This is a genomic window from Mariniflexile sp. (assembly GCF_041583155.1).
Lineage (GTDB): Bacteria > Bacteroidota > Bacteroidia > Flavobacteriales > Flavobacteriaceae > Mariniflexile.
Window position 1 is genome coordinate 14,955 of the sequence record NZ_JBFHGK010000042.1, and the last position, 18,072, is coordinate 33,026.

The 18,072-nt window shown below is 34.7% G+C and carries 17 protein-coding genes and 1 pseudogene; 10 read left to right on the forward strand and 8 right to left on the reverse strand.

All coding sequences use genetic code 11. The features are described 5' to 3' along the window. Positions 1-36 precede the first annotated feature (36 nt). Together alr and ABYI63_RS13845 are read right to left on the reverse strand one after the other, a co-directional pair. A complete protein-coding gene (alr, locus tag ABYI63_RS13840) occupies positions 37-1,146 on the reverse strand; it encodes an alanine racemase (RefSeq protein ID WP_372757079.1) in 1,110 nt (369 codons plus the stop codon). Next, on the reverse strand, positions 1,139-1,786 hold the full coding sequence (locus tag ABYI63_RS13845; protein ID WP_372757081.1) for a thymidine kinase: 648 nt from the start codon (positions 1,784-1,786) through the stop codon (positions 1,139-1,141). Before ABYI63_RS13845 ends, alr begins: the two co-directional genes overlap by 8 nt. Before the next feature lie 107 nt (positions 1,787-1,893). On the opposite strand from ABYI63_RS13845, the gene ABYI63_RS13850 reads away from it, so the two are divergent. The 4 genes and pseudogenes from ABYI63_RS13850 to ABYI63_RS13865 all read left to right on the forward strand — a co-directional run bounded on the left by ABYI63_RS13850 (position 1,894) and on the right by ABYI63_RS13865 (position 4,280). Beyond that, positions 1,894-2,655, forward strand: coding sequence for a hypothetical protein (locus ABYI63_RS13850; protein ID WP_372757083.1), 762 nt, complete (start codon positions 1,894-1,896; stop codon positions 2,653-2,655). Then, entirely contained in the window at positions 2,655-3,326 is a 672-nt protein-coding gene (gene rsmI / locus ABYI63_RS13855; RefSeq protein WP_372757084.1) for a 16S rRNA (cytidine(1402)-2'-O)-methyltransferase, read from the forward strand. Before ABYI63_RS13850 ends, rsmI begins: the two co-directional genes overlap by 1 nt. 27 nt (positions 3,327-3,353) lie before the next feature. Next, positions 3,354-3,698: a HopJ type III effector protein gene (locus ABYI63_RS13860; protein WP_372757086.1), complete on the forward strand. Its 345-nt coding sequence runs from the start codon at positions 3,354-3,356 to the stop codon at positions 3,696-3,698. Positions 3,699-3,711: 13 nt separating this feature from the next. After that, positions 3,712-4,280, forward strand: a pseudogene (locus ABYI63_RS13865) (uracil-DNA glycosylase family protein). 3 nt (positions 4,281-4,283) lie between these two features. Here ABYI63_RS13865 and ABYI63_RS13870 read toward each other — a convergent pair. Then, positions 4,284-4,478 carry a helix-turn-helix transcriptional regulator gene (locus tag ABYI63_RS13870; RefSeq protein ID WP_372757088.1) on the reverse strand — a complete coding sequence of 65 codons (195 nt, stop codon included), beginning with the start codon at positions 4,476-4,478 and terminating at the stop codon, positions 4,284-4,286. Beyond that, positions 4,478-4,948, reverse strand: a complete 471-nt coding sequence (locus ABYI63_RS13875) for a hypothetical protein (protein WP_372757089.1) — start codon at positions 4,946-4,948, stop codon at positions 4,478-4,480. Before ABYI63_RS13875 ends, ABYI63_RS13870 begins: the two co-directional genes overlap by 1 nt. A 186-nt stretch (positions 4,949-5,134) precedes the next feature. Here ABYI63_RS13875 and ABYI63_RS13880 point away from each other — a divergent pair, with 186 nt between their 5' ends. Continuing rightward, positions 5,135-6,145, forward strand: coding sequence for a dipeptide epimerase (locus ABYI63_RS13880; RefSeq protein ID WP_372757091.1), 1,011 nt, complete (start codon positions 5,135-5,137; stop codon positions 6,143-6,145). A 6-nt stretch (positions 6,146-6,151) separates the two neighbouring features. Further along, a complete protein-coding gene (locus tag ABYI63_RS13885) occupies positions 6,152-7,177 on the forward strand; it encodes an aminotransferase class I/II-fold pyridoxal phosphate-dependent enzyme (protein WP_372757093.1) in 1,026 nt (341 codons plus the stop codon). A gap of 89 nt (positions 7,178-7,266) precedes the next feature. Here ABYI63_RS13885 and ABYI63_RS13890 read toward each other — a convergent pair whose 3' ends face one another. Then, on the reverse strand, positions 7,267-8,766 hold the full coding sequence (locus ABYI63_RS13890; protein WP_372757095.1) for a SusD/RagB family nutrient-binding outer membrane lipoprotein: 1,500 nt from the start codon (positions 8,764-8,766) through the stop codon (positions 7,267-7,269). 11 nt (positions 8,767-8,777) lie between these two features. Next, positions 8,778-11,969, reverse strand: coding sequence for a SusC/RagA family TonB-linked outer membrane protein (locus ABYI63_RS13895; RefSeq protein WP_372757097.1), 3,192 nt, complete (start codon positions 11,967-11,969; stop codon positions 8,778-8,780). A gap of 622 nt (positions 11,970-12,591) precedes the next feature. Here ABYI63_RS13895 and ABYI63_RS13900 point away from each other — a divergent pair. The 3 genes from ABYI63_RS13900 to ABYI63_RS13910 all read left to right on the forward strand — a co-directional run bounded on the left by ABYI63_RS13900 (position 12,592) and on the right by ABYI63_RS13910 (position 16,127). Next, positions 12,592-13,014 (forward strand): OsmC family protein, encoded by a 423-nt coding sequence (locus tag ABYI63_RS13900; protein ID WP_372757098.1) that lies wholly within the window; start codon positions 12,592-12,594, stop codon positions 13,012-13,014. Between the two features lie 54 nt (positions 13,015-13,068). Next, complete coding sequence (gene recJ / locus ABYI63_RS13905) at positions 13,069-14,760, forward strand: single-stranded-DNA-specific exonuclease RecJ (protein ID WP_372757099.1); 1,692 nt, start codon at positions 13,069-13,071, stop codon at positions 14,758-14,760. Between the two features lie 101 nt (positions 14,761-14,861). Further along, positions 14,862-16,127, forward strand: coding sequence for an MFS transporter (locus ABYI63_RS13910; RefSeq protein WP_372757100.1), 1,266 nt, complete (start codon positions 14,862-14,864; stop codon positions 16,125-16,127). Here ABYI63_RS13910 and ABYI63_RS13915 read toward each other — a convergent pair. Together ABYI63_RS13915 and ABYI63_RS13920 are read right to left on the reverse strand one after the other, a co-directional pair. After that, positions 16,124-16,876 (reverse strand): UDP-2,3-diacylglucosamine diphosphatase, encoded by a 753-nt coding sequence (locus tag ABYI63_RS13915; protein WP_372757102.1) that lies wholly within the window; start codon positions 16,874-16,876, stop codon positions 16,124-16,126. The genes ABYI63_RS13910 and ABYI63_RS13915 overlap by 4 nt on opposite strands. 145 nt (positions 16,877-17,021) lie before the next feature. Next, positions 17,022-17,474, reverse strand: a complete 453-nt coding sequence (locus ABYI63_RS13920) for a 6-pyruvoyl tetrahydropterin synthase family protein (protein WP_372757103.1) — start codon at positions 17,472-17,474, stop codon at positions 17,022-17,024. 115 nt (positions 17,475-17,589) lie between these two features. On the opposite strand from ABYI63_RS13920, the gene ABYI63_RS13925 reads away from it, so the two are divergent. Beyond that, on the forward strand, positions 17,590-18,072 hold a 483-nt coding region (locus tag ABYI63_RS13925), incomplete at its 3' end, for a 2OG-Fe(II) oxygenase (RefSeq protein WP_372757104.1).

Below are 18,072 nucleotides of genomic sequence, written 5' to 3' on the forward strand. Positions count from 1 at the left end.
GTATATAAAAAACTTTTATTTGTGTGCGATTTTATATTAAAAACCTACAAAAACACGCTTTACGCGTTGAGAAATTCCTGTAATAAGTTCGTAGGAAATGGTATTTGCAGTTTCTGCTAAATTTTCGGCAGTTGTATTTGGTCCAAAAACAATAACTTCATCGCCTTCTTTACAATCAATATCGGTTACATTTACCATAATCATGTCCATACACACGTTTCCTAAAATATGGGCACGTTTGCCATTTATCACCACATATCCTTTGCCTTTGCCATACTGTCTGCCAATACCATCGGCATGTCCAATAGGAAGTGTTGCCGATTTTAATAGTTTTTCTGTTTTATAAGCGCGATTATAACCAATGGATTCTCCTTTATTGATGGTGTGAATTTGAGAAATAATGGTTTTTAAACTACCTATAGGTGTGAAGTTTTTATTTTCTTTTTCTGAATTTCCAAAACCATATAGGCCAATTCCACTTCTAACCATATCGAAATGTGCTTCCGGATAATTTAAAATTCCCGAAGTATTACATATATGAAGCAGTGGTTTGTACCCTAATGTTCTAGTTGTGTTTTCAGCAATTTTAATGAATTTTTCAATTTGGTTTAAAGTAAATGCCTGTTCATTTAAATCTTCACTGGCTGCTAAATGTGAAAAGATAGATTTTACTTTTATCGCATTGGTTTGTTCTAGTTTCTCGCCAATGTATGCTATATCATTTTCTGAAAAACCCAAACGATTTAACCCTGTATTAAACTTAATGTGTACCGGATAATGGGTTTGTTGTTTTGCGGAAGCGATATTTATAAATTCATTTAAAATTTTAGCATTATATAAATTAGGTTCTAAGCAATTTTCAATTAATAGGTTGAAATTTGCTGCTTGCGGATGCAAAACCAAAATAGGTTTTGTAATGCCGGCTTTTCTAAGCGCTACACCTTCGTGTACAAAGGCTACTGCGAAGTAATCCACATTTAATTTTTGTAAATAACTAGCAATTTCGCAGGCATCACTTCCATAAGCAAATGCTTTTACCACAGCCATAAAATGTGTGCCGTTAGTAATTCTCGATTTTAAATGCTCGAAGTTTTGTTTTAAGGCGTTTAAATCGATTTCAAGTATGGTTTCTTGTGCTTTAGGCATCAGGGTTCTCTGGTTTTTGTATCAATTCTTCGGCATCGTTCACTTTCAAATTTCGAACTTTATCGCGGGTCATGGCTTTGTAGTATGCAGCCCTGCTTAATGGCTCGTATTCATCAACTTCGCCCAACATGACTAGGTTGTCGTTTTTTGCCTTTCGATAACTGTATTGTGCTAAATTACCTGTTCTTGTACAAACGGCGTGTACTTTGGTAACATATTCGGCAGTTGCCATTAAACTAGGCATGGGGCCAAAAGGGTTTCCTTTAAAATCCATATCCAACCCAGCCACAATTACGCGAATACCTTTGTTGGCTAAATCGTTACAAACACGTACAATTTCATCATCAAAGAATTGAGCTTCATCAATACCTACCACATCACAGCCATCGGCTAAAATTGGAATATTGGCTGCTGCTGGAACAGGTGTAGAACGAATTTCGTTAGAATCGTGGGATACAACCATGTCTTCATGATAGCGTACATCAATAGAAGGTTTGAAAATTTCTACTTTTTGCCGTGCAAATTGCGCACGCTTAAGTCGGCGAATCAATTCTTCGGTTTTGCCGGAAAACATTGAGCCACAGATAACTTCAATCCATCCAAATTGTTCTTTATGATTTACGGTATTTTCAAGAAACATTTTGTAATTTTAACACTAAAATAAAGCGATTATTCGTTTGTATAAAGGTGGCGCAAATTTATTAAAAATCAAAAGCCTAAATTGCATTAATTTTAAAAATTATAATAATGAAGAAGAAGTTAGAGTCGGAGTTGGTAAGTATTGCTCACAGAATTCTCAAACTGAAAGGAAGGGAAGATGTTGTAAAAATGCACGCAGAAGTGGCTGTGCTTTTTGAAAAACTATCTGTATTAAAGTTTTTAAATGAACAAGTTGAAGAAGAATCGCCTTCAGCAGGCATTAATTCTGCATTTTTAGATACGTTAGAAAGTGGTTTTAATAACAAGAAAGATGCTGCCTATGAGGCTGAGAATAAGGTGTTTGTTAATACTGGCGACCAAGAAGAGCAGGAAGATATAATGGTGCCCGGTATTGAAACTATAAAAAAAATGGTAGAACAGATGCCTGATGAAACTGAACCTGTTGATGAGGTTTTAAAAGAATTACTTCCGGAAAAAGAGATTCTAAAAAAGGAAGTCGCTAAACCTAGCCTAGAAGATATCATGGCGGATTTTACGGCGATGCCCATTTTTGATCCGGTTTCAAAAATCCAAAATGGAGTTTCGAACGAAAAAAAATCTTTAAATGATAGGATAAAAAATGGCGGCCTTAATATTGGATTAAATGATAAATTAGCCTTTATTAAGCATTTATTTGAAGGAAATAATGAAGATTATGAACGTGTTATGACACAATTGAAATCTATTGACACCTATGAAAATGCTCAACAATTTATTGTGGAAATTGTAAAACTAGATTACAATAATTGGGTGGGTAAAGAAGATGTAGAGGCAAGATTTCTTCAAATTATAGAAAGCAAATACAATTAATGAGTAAACTATACATCGTTCCAACACCTATTGGAAATTTAAAAGACATGACTTTTAGAGCTGTTGAGGTTTTAAAGGAAGTCGATTTAATACTCGCAGAAGATACACGTACCTCGGGCAAACTTTTAAAACATTTTGAAATTTCAACACACATGCAATCGCATCATATGCATAACGAGCATAAAACGGTTGAAAATTTAATCCAGAAATTAAAAGCTGGTACCACCGTGGCATTGATAAGTGATGCTGGAACACCGGCAATTTCCGATCCCGGTTTTTTACTTACACGCGCTTGTATAGAAAACGGTATTGAAGTTGATTGTTTGCCTGGTGCTACCGCTTTTGTGCCCGCATTGGTAAATTCTGGTTTGCCAAATGACAAGTTTGTTTTTGAAGGGTTTTTACCTGTTAAAAAAGGCAGACAAACACGACTATTACTTCTTGCCGAAGAAACAAGAACCATTATTTTTTATGAAAGTCCGCATAAATTGATTAAAACTTTGGGTCATTTTTGTGAATATTTCGGAGAAGATAGAGAGGTTTCGGTTTCCAGAGAACTAACCAAATTATATGAAGAAACTATCCGCGGAACCGCCAAAGCGGTTTTAGATTATTACACTAATAAACCACCTAAAGGAGAAATAGTAATTGTGGTTGCCGGAAAAAATTAACATATAAATAATTCTGAATAAGTAAAAATGACACTTGAAGCTTTCAAACAAAAATTAAAAGACACGCCTACTTCTATCGAATTTTCTGAAACCATAGCTGTAATAGAAGCTAATTATAACTTCATACCAACCGCTTTTAAAAATGGTGAATTGCAAAACAAGGCTGGAGAAAATTCAGGTTCATGTAAATTGTTTGCATTTGCCCAATTGCAAGGGTTTACAAAGAAGGAAACCTTAGCTTGTTTTGGGAAATTTTATTCTGAAGATGTATTAAAAGATCCAAATGGCACAGGGCATCAAAATATTAGAAACTTTATGAAAACGGGGTTTGATGGGCTGACTTTTGAAGGAGAACCTTTGAAAAATAAATAGTTTTTTGTTTTAGATGCAAGATTTGTTATTGACTATAAAACAATGTGCCATCTGCGAAAAACACTTGCCTTTAGGACCACGACCCATAGTTGTGGCGCATCCCAGTGCTAAAATTACTATTATTGGTCAAGCACCCGGAACCAAAGTGCATAAAACAGGTATTCCTTGGAATGATGCCAGTGGAACCAATTAAGAAACTGGTTGGGGGTTACTGAAGCGGAATTTTACGATGCTACAAAATTTGCCATCATGCCCATGGGTTTTTGTTATCCGGGAAAAGGAACAACGGGCGATTTGCCACCACGACCCGAATGTGCCCCACAATGGCATAAACCATTGTTGGAACAGTTGCCCAATGTGGAGTTAGTAATTTTAATTGGTATGTACGCGCAAAACTATTATTTAGGAAAGCAAGCTAAGAAAACACTCACCGATACGGTTGCTAATTTTAAAGACTATTTACCAAAGTTTTTGCCATTACCGCATCCATCACCACGCAATCGGTTTTGGTTGACAAAGAATCCTTGGTTTGAGGTTGAGGTGTTGCCGGAGTTGAGGAGTATGATTGGAAAGTTATTATAAGTGTTATTCTTCTATATCAAACAAGTATTCAACCGTAACGTTAAAGAAACGAGCCATTTTAATAGCTAATGTTACCGATGGGTTGAATTTATTGGTTTCTATGGCATGTATAGTTTGTCTAGAAACTTGTAATTTATTTGCCAAATCAGCCTGTGTTAAATTGTGTCGTGCTCGTTCTACTTTTATCAAATTCTTCATTAATACACTCTTTTTTTTATGAAAAAGACTAGAAGGTATAATATAATAAATAAATTAATGAAATAGCTTAAAGTCCAATTCAAATCTCCGTACAATGCAAATAATATTATGGTTGTAATCAGAAACATTAAAGTTGTAAGTTGATAAGATTCCAAGCGCAGTTTTATTATATAATCGTCTTCAATTTTTTCCTTTGAAATCATATAGATAATCATGCCTAAAATGCATGTTATTTCAAATAAATGCATTAATGGTTTTCCAAAATAGTTTAAAAACAAAGTGTCGTTATCATTTGAAGCCAAATTTGTTTTATTTTTTGAAACTGAAGTGTTATCATATGAATAATCAGAATCTTTATGTGCATCCTTAAAACCCCGTACAAAATCATCTCGACCTATAAGTATTGAAAAAATAATAAAAACTATTAAGCCTAATTTTTTACACCAATTTGGTAATATTTGTATATTCATAATCTATAATAGTTTTAAAAAAGTATATAATACTTTACTTTGAGTCAAATATAATAGAAAATTTTTAAATTAAATTAATTGTTTTGAAAAAAAAATAATTCGGGTATTTGTGGCAAAAAAACATCACCAATAAACCTCTTCAAAACCCATATTTTAGTAACTTTCATCATTATTTAAAAACTGTTTATGGAGTTAATTCTTAGTTCATTCAATTTAAAATTAAAACATACTTTTTCAATTTCTAGAGAGTCTTACGATGTACAACCAACATTAATTGTTGAGTTGAAAGATGGTGATTTTTCTGGTTTTGGTGAGGCGACTTCAAATCCCTATTATCAAATCACCATCCCTAAAATGATTGATGATTTAACAAAATTAAAATCACTAATTGAAGCATCAAACCATTTAACCCCTGAAGCATTTTGGCAACAAATGTATCCGCATTTAAAACATAATATGTTTGCGCTGTGTGCTTTAGATTTAGCTTACAATGATTTATATGCGCGAAAACAAGGCAGAAAACTATACGAACTTTGGGGTTATGATATCTCAAACAATCCTTTAACTAATTATACCATTGGCATTGATACTGTTGAAAAAATGGTTTTTAAAATGAAGGAGATGCCTTGGCCTATTTATAAGATAAAATTAGGAACTAAAGAAGACATTAAAATTGTTACCGAATTACGAAAACATACCGATGCTGTTTTTAGAATTGATGCCAATTGTGGTTGGACAGTAGATGAAACCATAGCTAACGCAAAAGTTTTGAAAACGCTTGGAGTTGAATTTTTAGAACAACCTTTAAAAGCTGATGATTGGGATGCGCATAAATTAGTGTTTCAAAAATCGGTATTACCCGTTATTGCCGATGAAAGTTGCCAAGTAGAAGCAGATGTTGCAAAATGCCACAATCATTTTCATGGAATTAATGTGAAACTGGTAAAATGTGGTGGATTAACTTCAGCTAAGCGCATGCTTTTACAGGCAAAAAATCTAAACATGAAAACGATGGTTGGTTGCATGACGGAATCTTCGGTTGGTATTTCAGCAATTGCTCATTTATTACCACTTTTAGATTATGTGGATATGGATGGAGCTATTTTATTATCGGAAGATATTGCAACGGGTGTATCAATAAAAAATGGGGTTACTACCTACTGTAGTTTAAATGGTACGGGCGTGTCTTTAATTTAGTTTTGTATGATTATTGAAAGTTTTCCCGATCGGGAAATTACAGTAGAAGGAAAGTCTTTTTTGTATTTTGGAGGTACTGCTTATTTAGGTTTGTCTACACATGCTGAGTTTCAAAACAACCTCATAACAGGAATTAAAAAGTGGGGCACTTGCTATGGAAGTTCGCGTAATGCCAATATTAAACTATCCATTTTTAAGAAAGCCGAAGAAGCATTTGCTAATTTAATTGGAACAGAAACTGCGTTAACATGTTCTTCGGGAACTTTTGCCGGCAAGTTAGTTTTGGAATGTTTATCGAAGTCAGTAAATGCGTTTTATCATTATCCAAAAACACATCCAGCCATTTTATATCAAAAAAGTTTACCGGTTTTTGTTGATGGCAAAGTGCATCCAAACTTGCTGAATAATACTCCTGAAACGGTTGTTATTGCGGCTGATGCTTTTTTGGGTTTGGAAGTTGAACCGACTCCGTTTGATTTTTTAAGTTCCATTTCGCCACAAAAACAGATAATCTTGCTGCTTGATGAATCACATAGTTTAGGTATTGTAGGTAACCATTTAGAAGGTGTTTTTAATTCAATTCCCAACAAAGTTGTTAATCAAAAAATAATGGTGTCTTCTTTAGGTAAGGCATTGGGAATGGCTGGAGGCATTATAGCAGGAGATGCTGGTTTTATAAATGTTTTAAGAAACGAGCCAGACTTTATTTCTTCTTCAAGTATCAGCCCTGCTTACCTAGAAGCTTTTATGGTTTCTCAAGATATTATAAAAAATCAAAGAGGAAAATTAGAATTCAATTTAGAGTTTTTATTTGAAGGTTTAAAGTTGAAACCAATTTTCAAATTCAATAAAAAATATCCCGTTATTTATTGTGAGGATGATACTATTTTTAAAAAGTTCTTCCATCAAGGAATCATAATTGCTAATTTTAAATACCCCACTTATAAAGCGGCTATGAACAGAATTGTTATCACTGCAAACCATACCAAAACAGATTTAAATAAGCTAAAAGAAGTATTGTTAAGTTTCTGATTATTTAAGTAAAAGCTCAATAAATGTAAAATAAAAAGAGAGGCTGATTTTAATTTGGAAATAAGCCTCTCTTTTTTTATATCACTTAATTATTGGAATAGCCATATGCTATTTACGCAAGTGGTTTCATCATAAGGTATGTTGGGATTGGAGTCGGTTTCTGAGGTTGGATAAACTGCTCTAACAAACCATTTTCCTAAATATTCATCTTCTGGTTGTTGTATTCTTAGAGCCAATCCTTTAAATACATTTGCTGAAAAATTATACCTACGAAAATCACTAAACGTTTCTGTATTGTGAATGTTTGCAATATATTTTTCTTTCATGATGTGGTTTAGCTGCAAATTCGCCTGTCCCACATTTACTGCGGTATCTGCTAAATAAGCAGTGCCATTAACACCTAATTTTGCAATGTTAGCTTCTATTCCAGCTAAGTAAGCACTATAGCCACTTGCCGTTGTGCCAGTACTAGTTGTTGTGCCGCCATTTGCCAAAAATTCTGCTTCCGCCTTTATAAACATGGCTTCAGCATATGTCATCAGTATTAATGGTGAGGTGCTTGAGGTGTGAAACCCCCCATCCTTGTAGTAAACATTGCCAGATTGCCCATCAGATGAAAGTCCAGTTCCGCCATTTAAAAAACCGCGCCATGGGTCTGTTGATGGCGATGCGACTCCAACACTAGTTTCTTTCACAAACATGGCTGTAAGACGTGGATCTTCGGTAATTGTACCATTAAATGGATATTGAGAACCATTCATTAGGCTTATTAATTGGTCGTTAAGTGCGTAAAAAAAGTTGGAAGTACTTCTTTGAGTGACGTTAGTAGCATAATACGGATTCGTTTTATCGCTAGGATAATCTAGTTGAAAATCATCATCATTAGAAGTAAAACCTTTGGAAATAGATGCTAAAACATCTGCGGCAGTTGTGCCTCCATTTTTCATCATTTTTAATTGCATTCTAGCTTTATAAGTGTAAGCTGCTCTCAGCCATTTAGCATATGCCCCTGTACCACCACCATAAATAATATCTTCACTACCCAATAAAATACCAGAGGCATCGGGAGCTTCTAAGGTTTCTATGGCATTATTTAATAGTTCGAATGCTTGATTGTATACAGTTTTACCATCGTCTAAACTTGGGTATTGATAGATGTTTGGTTCCGTAGCTTGAGAATACACAACGTCTCCCCAGCATTCTACGGCAAAACTAATGTTAATGGCTTCAAGAATATCGGCTACAGCTGCATAATGAAGCGCTCCTGTTTCGGCAGTTTTTGTTTTTAGGGTTTTAATATTAGGTAAAATGTCAGTGTAAATCACATTCCATGTTGATGCGTTTGTTGTAAAGCCACTGGCTCCAAAACCATAACTACCAAAATATTGAACATAGTTTCCAAATGTTATCGCTGCATAATAATTAGCGGTTACTGTATTTCTCATTATTGGTCCCATAAGGTCTTTAGCTCCTAAGGCGGATTCATCTTGAACTCCCGAAGGTGTGTTCACATCTAAGTATCCATCACACCCAACAGCAATAAAAAACGTAGAAACGATTAATGTTAATTGAATTATATGTTTTTTCATGTTTTTTTGGTTTAAAATTTAAATGAAACACTAAATGAATAAAATTCGGCTAAAGGTATGCTTCTACCTGTAAACCCGTTAATATTACTGCCTGCACTATAATCGCTTCCTTCAGGGTCGTAGCCGTCAAAAGGTGTCCAGATTAAAATATTATTGGCATTGGCACTTAGTGTTATATTATCAATAGATTTACTGATAAGATTTCCTTCTAATGTATAGGAAAGACCAATGTTTCTTAGCTTAACCCAAGAAGCGTCTTGTAATAATACTTCGGCATTTCTTCTCCAATAAGCTGTCGTATTAAATAGATTGTATAGGGCAGATGAGGTTGGTGATGTATCAACCACAGTTGTGTTTGTAACATAGTTTCCAGGATTAGCCGGGTCTGCCATAACGCCATCAAACACATAGGTATCGGTTTCTCTAAATTGCATTGTGTATTGAGAGCTACCCATTCTGTTATTAATGTAGCTTGTCCAAGAGTATTTATCGCCACCTTTTTTCCATTCAAACAAGAAGTTAAAGTTAAAGCCTTTATATTTTAATGAATTACCAAAGCCCATTGTAAAATCGGCAGTAGAGTTTCCAACAATTACCTTGTTATTAAAATCTGTGGTAGGTAAGCCATTGGTCCCAAGAATTAGTTCGCCGTCTTCTGTTCTGTTTGATAGATATCCATAAATAGCGCCAATACGATCGCCCTCTCTAGGTTGTAGGTATAAATTGGCTCCAGTTGGGTCTGGATCTGGTGTTATAAAATCAATGTACGGTACATCGTCAGGTAAATCGGTAACTTTACCATCATTAGTGGAATAGGTATAATTAATAGTATATGTGAAATCTTTTGATTTAATGATATCACCACTCAATAAAAACTCATGACCAAAGGTTGTATAAGTACCTGCATTTCTTAATAAAGAAGTAAATCCAGATGTAGGTGGCGTATTTACAGGAAAGATGGCATCGGTTACCTTATTTTTAAAATAAGCATAATCTAGACGGATGCGATTGCTGAAAAAGCGAAAATCGGCACCAATTTCTATACCTTTAGTTCTTTCTGGTAATAAATTTTCGTCGCTTGAACTATCATCCAGGTCATATCCGCCCACGCCTCCCCACGGGAAATTAGCAGCAGAAGAAAAATAAGGGCGTCCGCTTAAACCAAATCCAGTTCCGTTTCCTGCTTCGGCGTAGGCAAATCTTAGCTTTCCAAAAGAGAAGGCTTTATTGTCTTTTGAAAACAAACTGTGAACATCATATGCGATACTTGCACTAGGATAGAAAACAGAGTTGTTTTTTAACGGTAAGGTAGATAACCAATCGTTTCTCCCTGTGAAGGTAAAAAATAGTTTGTTGTATAAATCGACTTTTAATTCGCCAAAAACACCTATTTCTCTTAATGTGGTTACGTTATTAGAAACTGTAAAACCACCTTGAGCATTACTGATATGATTTACGTGTGGAAACAATAGGTCTTCACCATATTGTCGGTTAGAATGCCATTTTTTGTCCGAAATTTGATTTCCTAACAATAATGATGTACCAATATTATCTGTTAATTTATGAGTAAAATTGACTAAAAAATTAGATTCTAAACCCATAAAATCGAGGTTTTGATTAACGATGAAACCATTTTCACCAGAGCCTTCATCTAAATCGGGGGCTACAAAACGACTGTATATTGAACTAAAGTTATCTACCTGTGCGGAATAACTAACGCTTACCCATTCTTTTGGAACCCAAGTTAAATTGGTATTTGCTATCCAACGATTGGAATCCTCGGTTAAAGAACTAAATTCAGCATTATATAAAGGGTTGTCTATAAACCCTGGATATGGATTTCGTCTTGTTCCATCTGGGTTCAGATAATCTGAAATAGGGAAGCTGCCAGTCCAATATCCAACAGCACTCATAATAGATTTGTCTCCACCTGTGGGTTTTCGGGAGTCTGAATTTGAATAACTTATGGAAGCGTCTATTTTGAAAGTTTCTGTGGCTTGATACCCAGAATTTAATCTAAAAGTTGTTTTGCCATAATCGGTTCCTGGAATGATGCCTTCTTCTTGGGTGTTTGAAACAGATGCAAAATAATTAAACTTATCTGAAGCGCCAGAAATATTAAAGTTTACATTTTTATCAATACCCGTTTTAAAGGTTTCATCAAAAGGGTTATAAAATTTATCGTCTGATAAATCTACAGTAATACCATTATAAGTAAAGCTATCATCGGTATACCTAACACCCCAAGAATAAGGGCCATTACCACTACCAATGCCTGTTACCGTATAGCCCGTGTCGGTTTCTGGGGTATAAAGGCTAAATGGTCTGCCATAACGACCTTCTCTAAATACCGTCTGTAACTCGGGTGTTTTTGTTACCTTACTTGTTGATAAGGAGCTAGATAAATTAATGGTTGCTTTTCCTGCTTTACCCTTTTTGGTAGTTATAATTATAGCACCATTGGCAGCCCGTGTACCATAAAGCGCCGTAGCTGCAGCACCTTTTAAAATGGTGTAGGATTCTATATCATCTGGATTTAAATCGTTTGATTTTGAGGTGGCTGAATATTTTTCACTACTAGATACAAATGAGTTTTCACTATTACCAGTTAAGCTTGGTACGAAGTTATCGTTATTTATAGCTACACCATCAACAACAATTAATGGTTGGCTACTAACCGAAGGGTTCATAGAAGACAATCCTCTAATATTAATATCAAATCCAGAACCTACTGAACCTGAAGTTTTAGATATTTGTAAGCCGGCAACTTGACCCTGCAATGAAGAAATTGCATTACTTCTTCCAGCAGTACTCACATCTTCCGACTTAATTGTGGTGGCAGAATATCCTAGTTCTTTTTCACTCCGTTTTATACCAAAAGATGTTATTACAACTTCGTCTAAAGATTCTGTATTTTCTTTTAAACTAATGTTTAAGGTAGCACCTTTTACAATAACCTCTTTGGTGTTAAAGCCAACAAAAGAAAATATTAAAACATCATTCTTTTTTGCGGAAATCTTATATTTTCCATCAAAATCTGTTGAGGTGCCAAAATTAGAATTTTTTACTTGAATATTTACACCAGGAAGCGGTATGCTAGAAGCATCGGTTACGGTTCCACTAACTGTTATGTTTTGTGAAAACACAACACTACATGTTGCGGCAAAAAAAACAAGAAAAAAGAGATTAGGATTTTTTTTCATGTGAAGTAAATTAGATTGTTATTTTCTCAAATATATAAATAATTTAAAGTGAATTTTTAGTGTATATTGGGGTTTTGCTTAAAAAGCTTGCGTTTTTATTAAAAAATCATTTTTAATTAATAAATATGTCAATGAGTTAAAATTGGAATTTATTTAATACTAAAAAATTAGATATTAATGATTCGTTTAATTAAGGTTTTGTAGTATTTATAGGGTTTTCCGTGCAACCTTAACGCAATGAACATAGAATATTGACTGAAAAGTTATTGAAAATTTATATACGGTTTGTTTGAAATTAAACCTCACCGTTTATTGTTTTATAACTAGAAATGATGGATCCATTTTTAAAATTTTTTAGAGCAAGGAGACAAGGAGGCAAACCATACAGAAATAGATTTATAGTAATTGAAGCAAGCTTTAATTACTTTCAACGACTCTATGTTAAATTATTAATATTGTTTCAATTTTATTAATAGATTTTAAAGTTTTAGTTGAAGATTTTCAGCGAGTTAGCCAAATAACTGTATTTTCTATATAAGTGTGTAACTAATTGGTTTGAAAGTTTTTTTTGTATAATTAATATGTATTTTTGAAAAAAATACAACAAAAAAAGTTTTAGAATATGACAAATGTTATCACCACAACTTGGTTAGGAAACATGAAGTTTGAAAGTACCAACCCATCCGGCCACAATTTATTTATTGATGCAGGACCGGAGAATGATGGTAACGGTGAAGGGTATAGACCAAAGGCCTTAATGCTTTCAGCTTTGGCAGGATGTTCTGGCTTAGACGTAGCGTCGCTTATTAAAAAAATGAAATTAGAAGTTGCCGATTTTAAAATAGACATTGAAGCCAATCTTACCGAAGAGCATCCTAAATTTTACGATAAGGTAGCTATGCATTTTCATTTTTATGGTAATAACTTAAATGAAAAAAAACTTCAGAAAGCAGTGGATTTATCCATAGAAAAATATTGCGGTGTTATGGAAATGTTTCGTCAGTTCGCAGCGTTAACTATTGAAACCCATTTTCATAAAAAGTAAAGTTACAAGGTTGAAATTTCAATGTTGTTAATTTTCTAACTTTTAATTTTTAAAATGCGCTGGACACTTAAACCCAAACCCGATGCTAAAAAACGTGAAGCATTGCAAAACGCCCTGCAGGTTGATCCTGTAGTAGCAACTTTGTTATTACAACGAGGTATTGAAACCTTTGAAGAGGCTAAAGCATTTTTTAGACCGAGTTTAGATGATTTACACGATCCATATTTAATGAAAGATATGGACAAAGCAGTGGCTAGAATTGAGCTAGCTATGGCAAATAAAGAAAATATTTTAGTGTATGGCGATTATGATGTGGATGGTACAACCTCCGTTGCACTGATGGCGTCTTATCTAAAATCGAAATATAATTTGGTTTATACCTACATTCCTAATAGGTATGATGAAGGTTATGGTGTTTCATTTAAGGGAGTTAATTTTGCTTTAGAAAATAATTTCACACTTATTATTGCACTGGATTGTGGTATAAAATCGGTTGATAAAGTTGCTCATGCAAAATCCTTAGGTATCGATTTTATTATTTGTGATCACCACCGACCAGGAGATGAAATTCCAGATGCAGTAGCAGTTTTGGACCCCAAGCAGGAAGACTGTACTTACCCTTACAAAGAGTTATGTGGTTGCGGTGTAGGTTTTAAACTTATACAGGCATTAGCGCAAAAAGATGGTAAAACAGCCGAAGATTTAATAGACTATTTAGATTTGGTTGCAACGGCTATTGGTGCCGATATAGTCCCGATTAATGGTGAAAATAGGATTTTGGCCTATTATGGTCTAATGGTAATTAACTCCAACCCAAGACCAGGAATTAAAGCTATTTTAAATCAAATTGACAAAACCGAATTAACCATAACCGATGTGGTTTTTGTAGTTGCGCCACGAATTAATGCAGCTGGTAGAATGGAACATGGCAATTTTGCTGTGCGATTATTGGTTGAAGAAGATGCTGATTTAGCAGCCAAATATGCTTCCGAAATAAATGAGTATAATCAGGAAAGACGTGAAACAGATAAGCAAATTACCCAAGAGGCGCTTAAGCAGATAGAAGGGAATGGAGAAGAAAACAGACTTACTACAGTGGTTTACGACCCTGAATGGCACAAAGGTGTTATTGGTATTGTGGCCTCCAGATTAACCGAAACTTATTACAGACCAACCCTAGTGTTCACTAGAAGTGGCGATAGGTTGGCAGCTTCCGCACGATCTGTTCGCGATTTTGATGTTTATAATGCCTTGGAGGCTTGTAGTGAATATATTGAGCAATTTGGGGGGCATAAATATGCTGCAGGTTTAACGCTTTTAGAAGAAAACTACGAAGCATTTAAACAGGCTTTTGAAGATGAGGTTTCTAAAACAATTGACAGAAGTCTTCTTACACCTGAAATAAAAATTGATGCAGAGATTAATTTGGAAGATATTACGCCTAAATTTTATAGAATTTTAAAACAGTTTGCACCTTACGGCCCTAATAATATGACACCGGTTTTTATGACCAATAATTTAACCGATACAGGCTTTGGTAAACAGGTGGGTGAGGATAAAACTCATTTAAGATTAACAGTAACACAGCCAAAATCCAATAGTTTTGTTTGCATTGGTTTCGGTATGGGAGATAAACTAGATGTTGTTTCAGATAAAAAACCATTTAAAGCCGTTTATTCCATAGATGAAAATGAATGGCAAGGGAATGTGTCTCTTCAGCTTAAATTAAGAGATATTCAGGAGTAGTGTTTTTAATCCAAATTTCTATAAAAATTTAAGGTAGTTGTCTGCATTATTCTAAATTTGTTTGGAAATTAAATGGATTCCTGCCCTTACAGGAAGTTACAATGGCAAAGACAGACCCTTACGCTGCGCTTCGAATTAATGAATTCAACATTTTTTTACTAGTACGTTTTGTACTTGTTTTTGGTTGGTCTATGCAATTTATTGTAATAGAATGGGAAGTGTATAGCTTAACCAAAGATCCTTTATCTTTAGGTGTTATTGGTTTAATGGAAATAATCCCAGCATTTACTATGGCTTTATTTGCAGGTCATATTGTAGATCAAAAAGAAAAACGGAATCTTTTAGCTTTATGTATTGCTGCATTTTCCATAATTAGTTTGGGTTTGTTTTTATTAACCTGGCCTAAGGTTGTTTCGGGCTGGTCCACACAAACCATTTTGTATGGTATTTATGCTTTAGTGTTTTTTGGAGGCTTTTTGCGTTCCTTTTTTGGGCCAACAATTTTCTCGTTGGTTGCTTTAATTGTACCTAAAAAAATATATCCTAATGCAGCTACCTGGAATAGTTCTACTTGGCAAATGGCTTCAGTTTTAGGGCCTGCAACTGGTGGTTTTTTAATTGGATGGATAGGCGTACATTGGTCACTATGTATCATTTTCGCCTTGGTAATGTTGTCGTTTACCATCTTATTACAAATAAAACAAAAACCAATCTTAAATCCTAAAATTGGAGAACCGGTAATTGAAAGTTTGAAAGAAGGTGTGCGGTTTGTATTTAAAACAAAGGCTATTTTGGGTGCCATGACCTTGGATATGATTGCGGTTTTGTTTGGAGGAGCCATTGCTTTGTTGCCTGTTTTTGCTCAAGACATTTTAAAAGTTGGCAGCGAAGGTTTTGGTGTTTTGCGTGCTGCTCCTGCTGTTGGTGCGTTTTTAACGATGCTAATTACGGCCTACTTGCCTATAAGTAAAAATGCAGGCATGAAACTATTGGTTGCTGTGTTCGGTTTTGGGGTTTCTATTATTGTTTTTGGTTTGTCTTCTATATTTTGGATTTCCGTATTGGCCTTGTTTTTTAGTGGTGTAACTGATGGGGTTTCTATGGTGGTGCGGCAAACTATTTTACAACTAAAAACACCAGACCATATGCGTGGACGCGTATCGTCGGTAAACTCGATGTTTGTAGGCTCTTCTAATGAATTGGGAGCTTTTGAAAGTGGTGTAACTGCAAAGCTTATGGGAACGGTTACTGCGGTTGTTTTTGGAGGAACAATGACCTTGATAACCGTGGTGGCTACAGGAATTGTGTCGCCTTCGTTTAGAAAATTAGATTTAACGAAGGATTTGGAAGCCCATAATAGAGATTAATAGGTTGCCAATTCAAAATGCTCACCATCAAATACACCATAGGTGTAATAATTAATCCAATCGCCTAAGTTAATGTATTTTGATTGGCTGTTTAATTCAATTTTTAGAGGTAAATGACGGTGACCAAAAACAAAATAATCGTAATGCTTTTCGTTTAGTTTTTCTTTTGAGAATTGCACCAACCATTCGTTGTCTTCACCTAAAAATTTAGCATCTTCATCACCCGAAATTAATTTGTTTTTTACAGATAAGTATTGGGCAATTTTTACGCCAATATCGGGGTGTATCCACCTGAAAAGCCATTTAAAAAATGGGTTGGTAAATACTTTTTTCATGCGTTTATAGCCTTTATCGTGAGGACCTAAACCATCGCCATGACCAATAAAAAACGTTTTGTTATTAAAGGTGAATTCTTTAGGTTGGTGGAATACGGGGATGTTTAATTCGTCTTTAAAATACCCATTCATCCATAGATCGTGGTTGCCAACAAAAAAGTATATAGGAATTCCGGAATCGGATATTTCGGCTAGTTTACCAAGCGTTCTTGTAAATCCTTTTGGAACTACGGTTTTGTATTCAAACCAAAAGTCGAATAAATCGCCTACTAAAAATATAGCTGCAGCGTCTTGTTTAACGATGTCTAACCAAGCAACAAATTTCTTTTCGCGTGGGCGAGAAGCTTCGGGTGTTGGTGCTCCTAAGTGATTATCGGAGGCAAAATATATCTTTTTTCCTTTTGGAATATTCATGCGGTAAATATATGTAATTTAGTCACTATTGCACGAATAATGTTTTTATTACTGGACATGGAGGCTGGGTGCGTTAGGGATTGAGCAATTGTTGGAGCACCTCGCAGAGTGCGACTTGCGAAAGCCCGACCCTTGAGGTAACGCCTTAAATATTATCGTAATCGTACCATTCTGCAAATGAACTGTCGGTTTCCTGAAGTTTTAAAGAGTGCAACGATATGTGTTCTGGCAACCTTTTTTTAATTTTCTTAGCGAAATCTATAACCATCATTTCACTAGTTGGTTGATAATCTACTAATAATACATTATGGCCTCTATCTTCCAGTTCTTTAGCAAGTTCTACGTGTGGCGTGTTTTTGTTAAAAACGGTGGCATGATCGAATACGTTTACAATTTCTTCTTTTACTATTTTTTTTAAATCACCAAAATCTATAACCATACCGTACTTAACATTAGAGGTGTCGGTTATGGGTTTTCCAATTACGGTAACCGATAGTTTATAGCTGTGGCCGTGTACATTTTTGCACATACCATCGTAGCCGTAAAGGGCGTGACCGGTTTCGAAAGAAAATTGTTTTGTGATACGAATTAAACTCATTAGGAATATATTTAAAGTACAAAGATAGGAGTTTTGTAAAAGCAATTCGATTTTAGATTACATTTGGCCAATAATTGGCCTTTTTTTAAAAAAATAGCTAATGAGATAATTAGTTATGAGTCATCTTTTTGAAGCAATTGATTTTGTTGAAAATGCACTTTATGAGCAGATAATTTCTGATATTGGAAGCAATCAATTTAGTATTATTGAAAATTTTTTTACTGAAGCAGAGGTCACTGTATTAAGGCAATCCCTTATGGAGAAGTATGAGGAAGATGCTTTTAAGAAAGCAGCCATAGGAAATAGGTTTGAAGAGACTATTGAAAAATCCATTCGTGGGGATGTTATTTTGTGGATGGATGAATCTAAAGCTAATGCTTCTGAATCATTGTTTTTTAATAAAATTGGCGATTTGGTTAGCTACTTAAATAAAACTTGCTTTATGGGTATTTTGCATAAAGAATTTCATTACGCCATTTATCCGAAAGATACTTTTTATAAGAGGCATATTGATACCTTTCAGAATGATGATAGGCGCAAATTATCGTTTGTTTGTTATTTAAATGAAGACGGTTGGTTACCGGAAAATGGCGGTGAA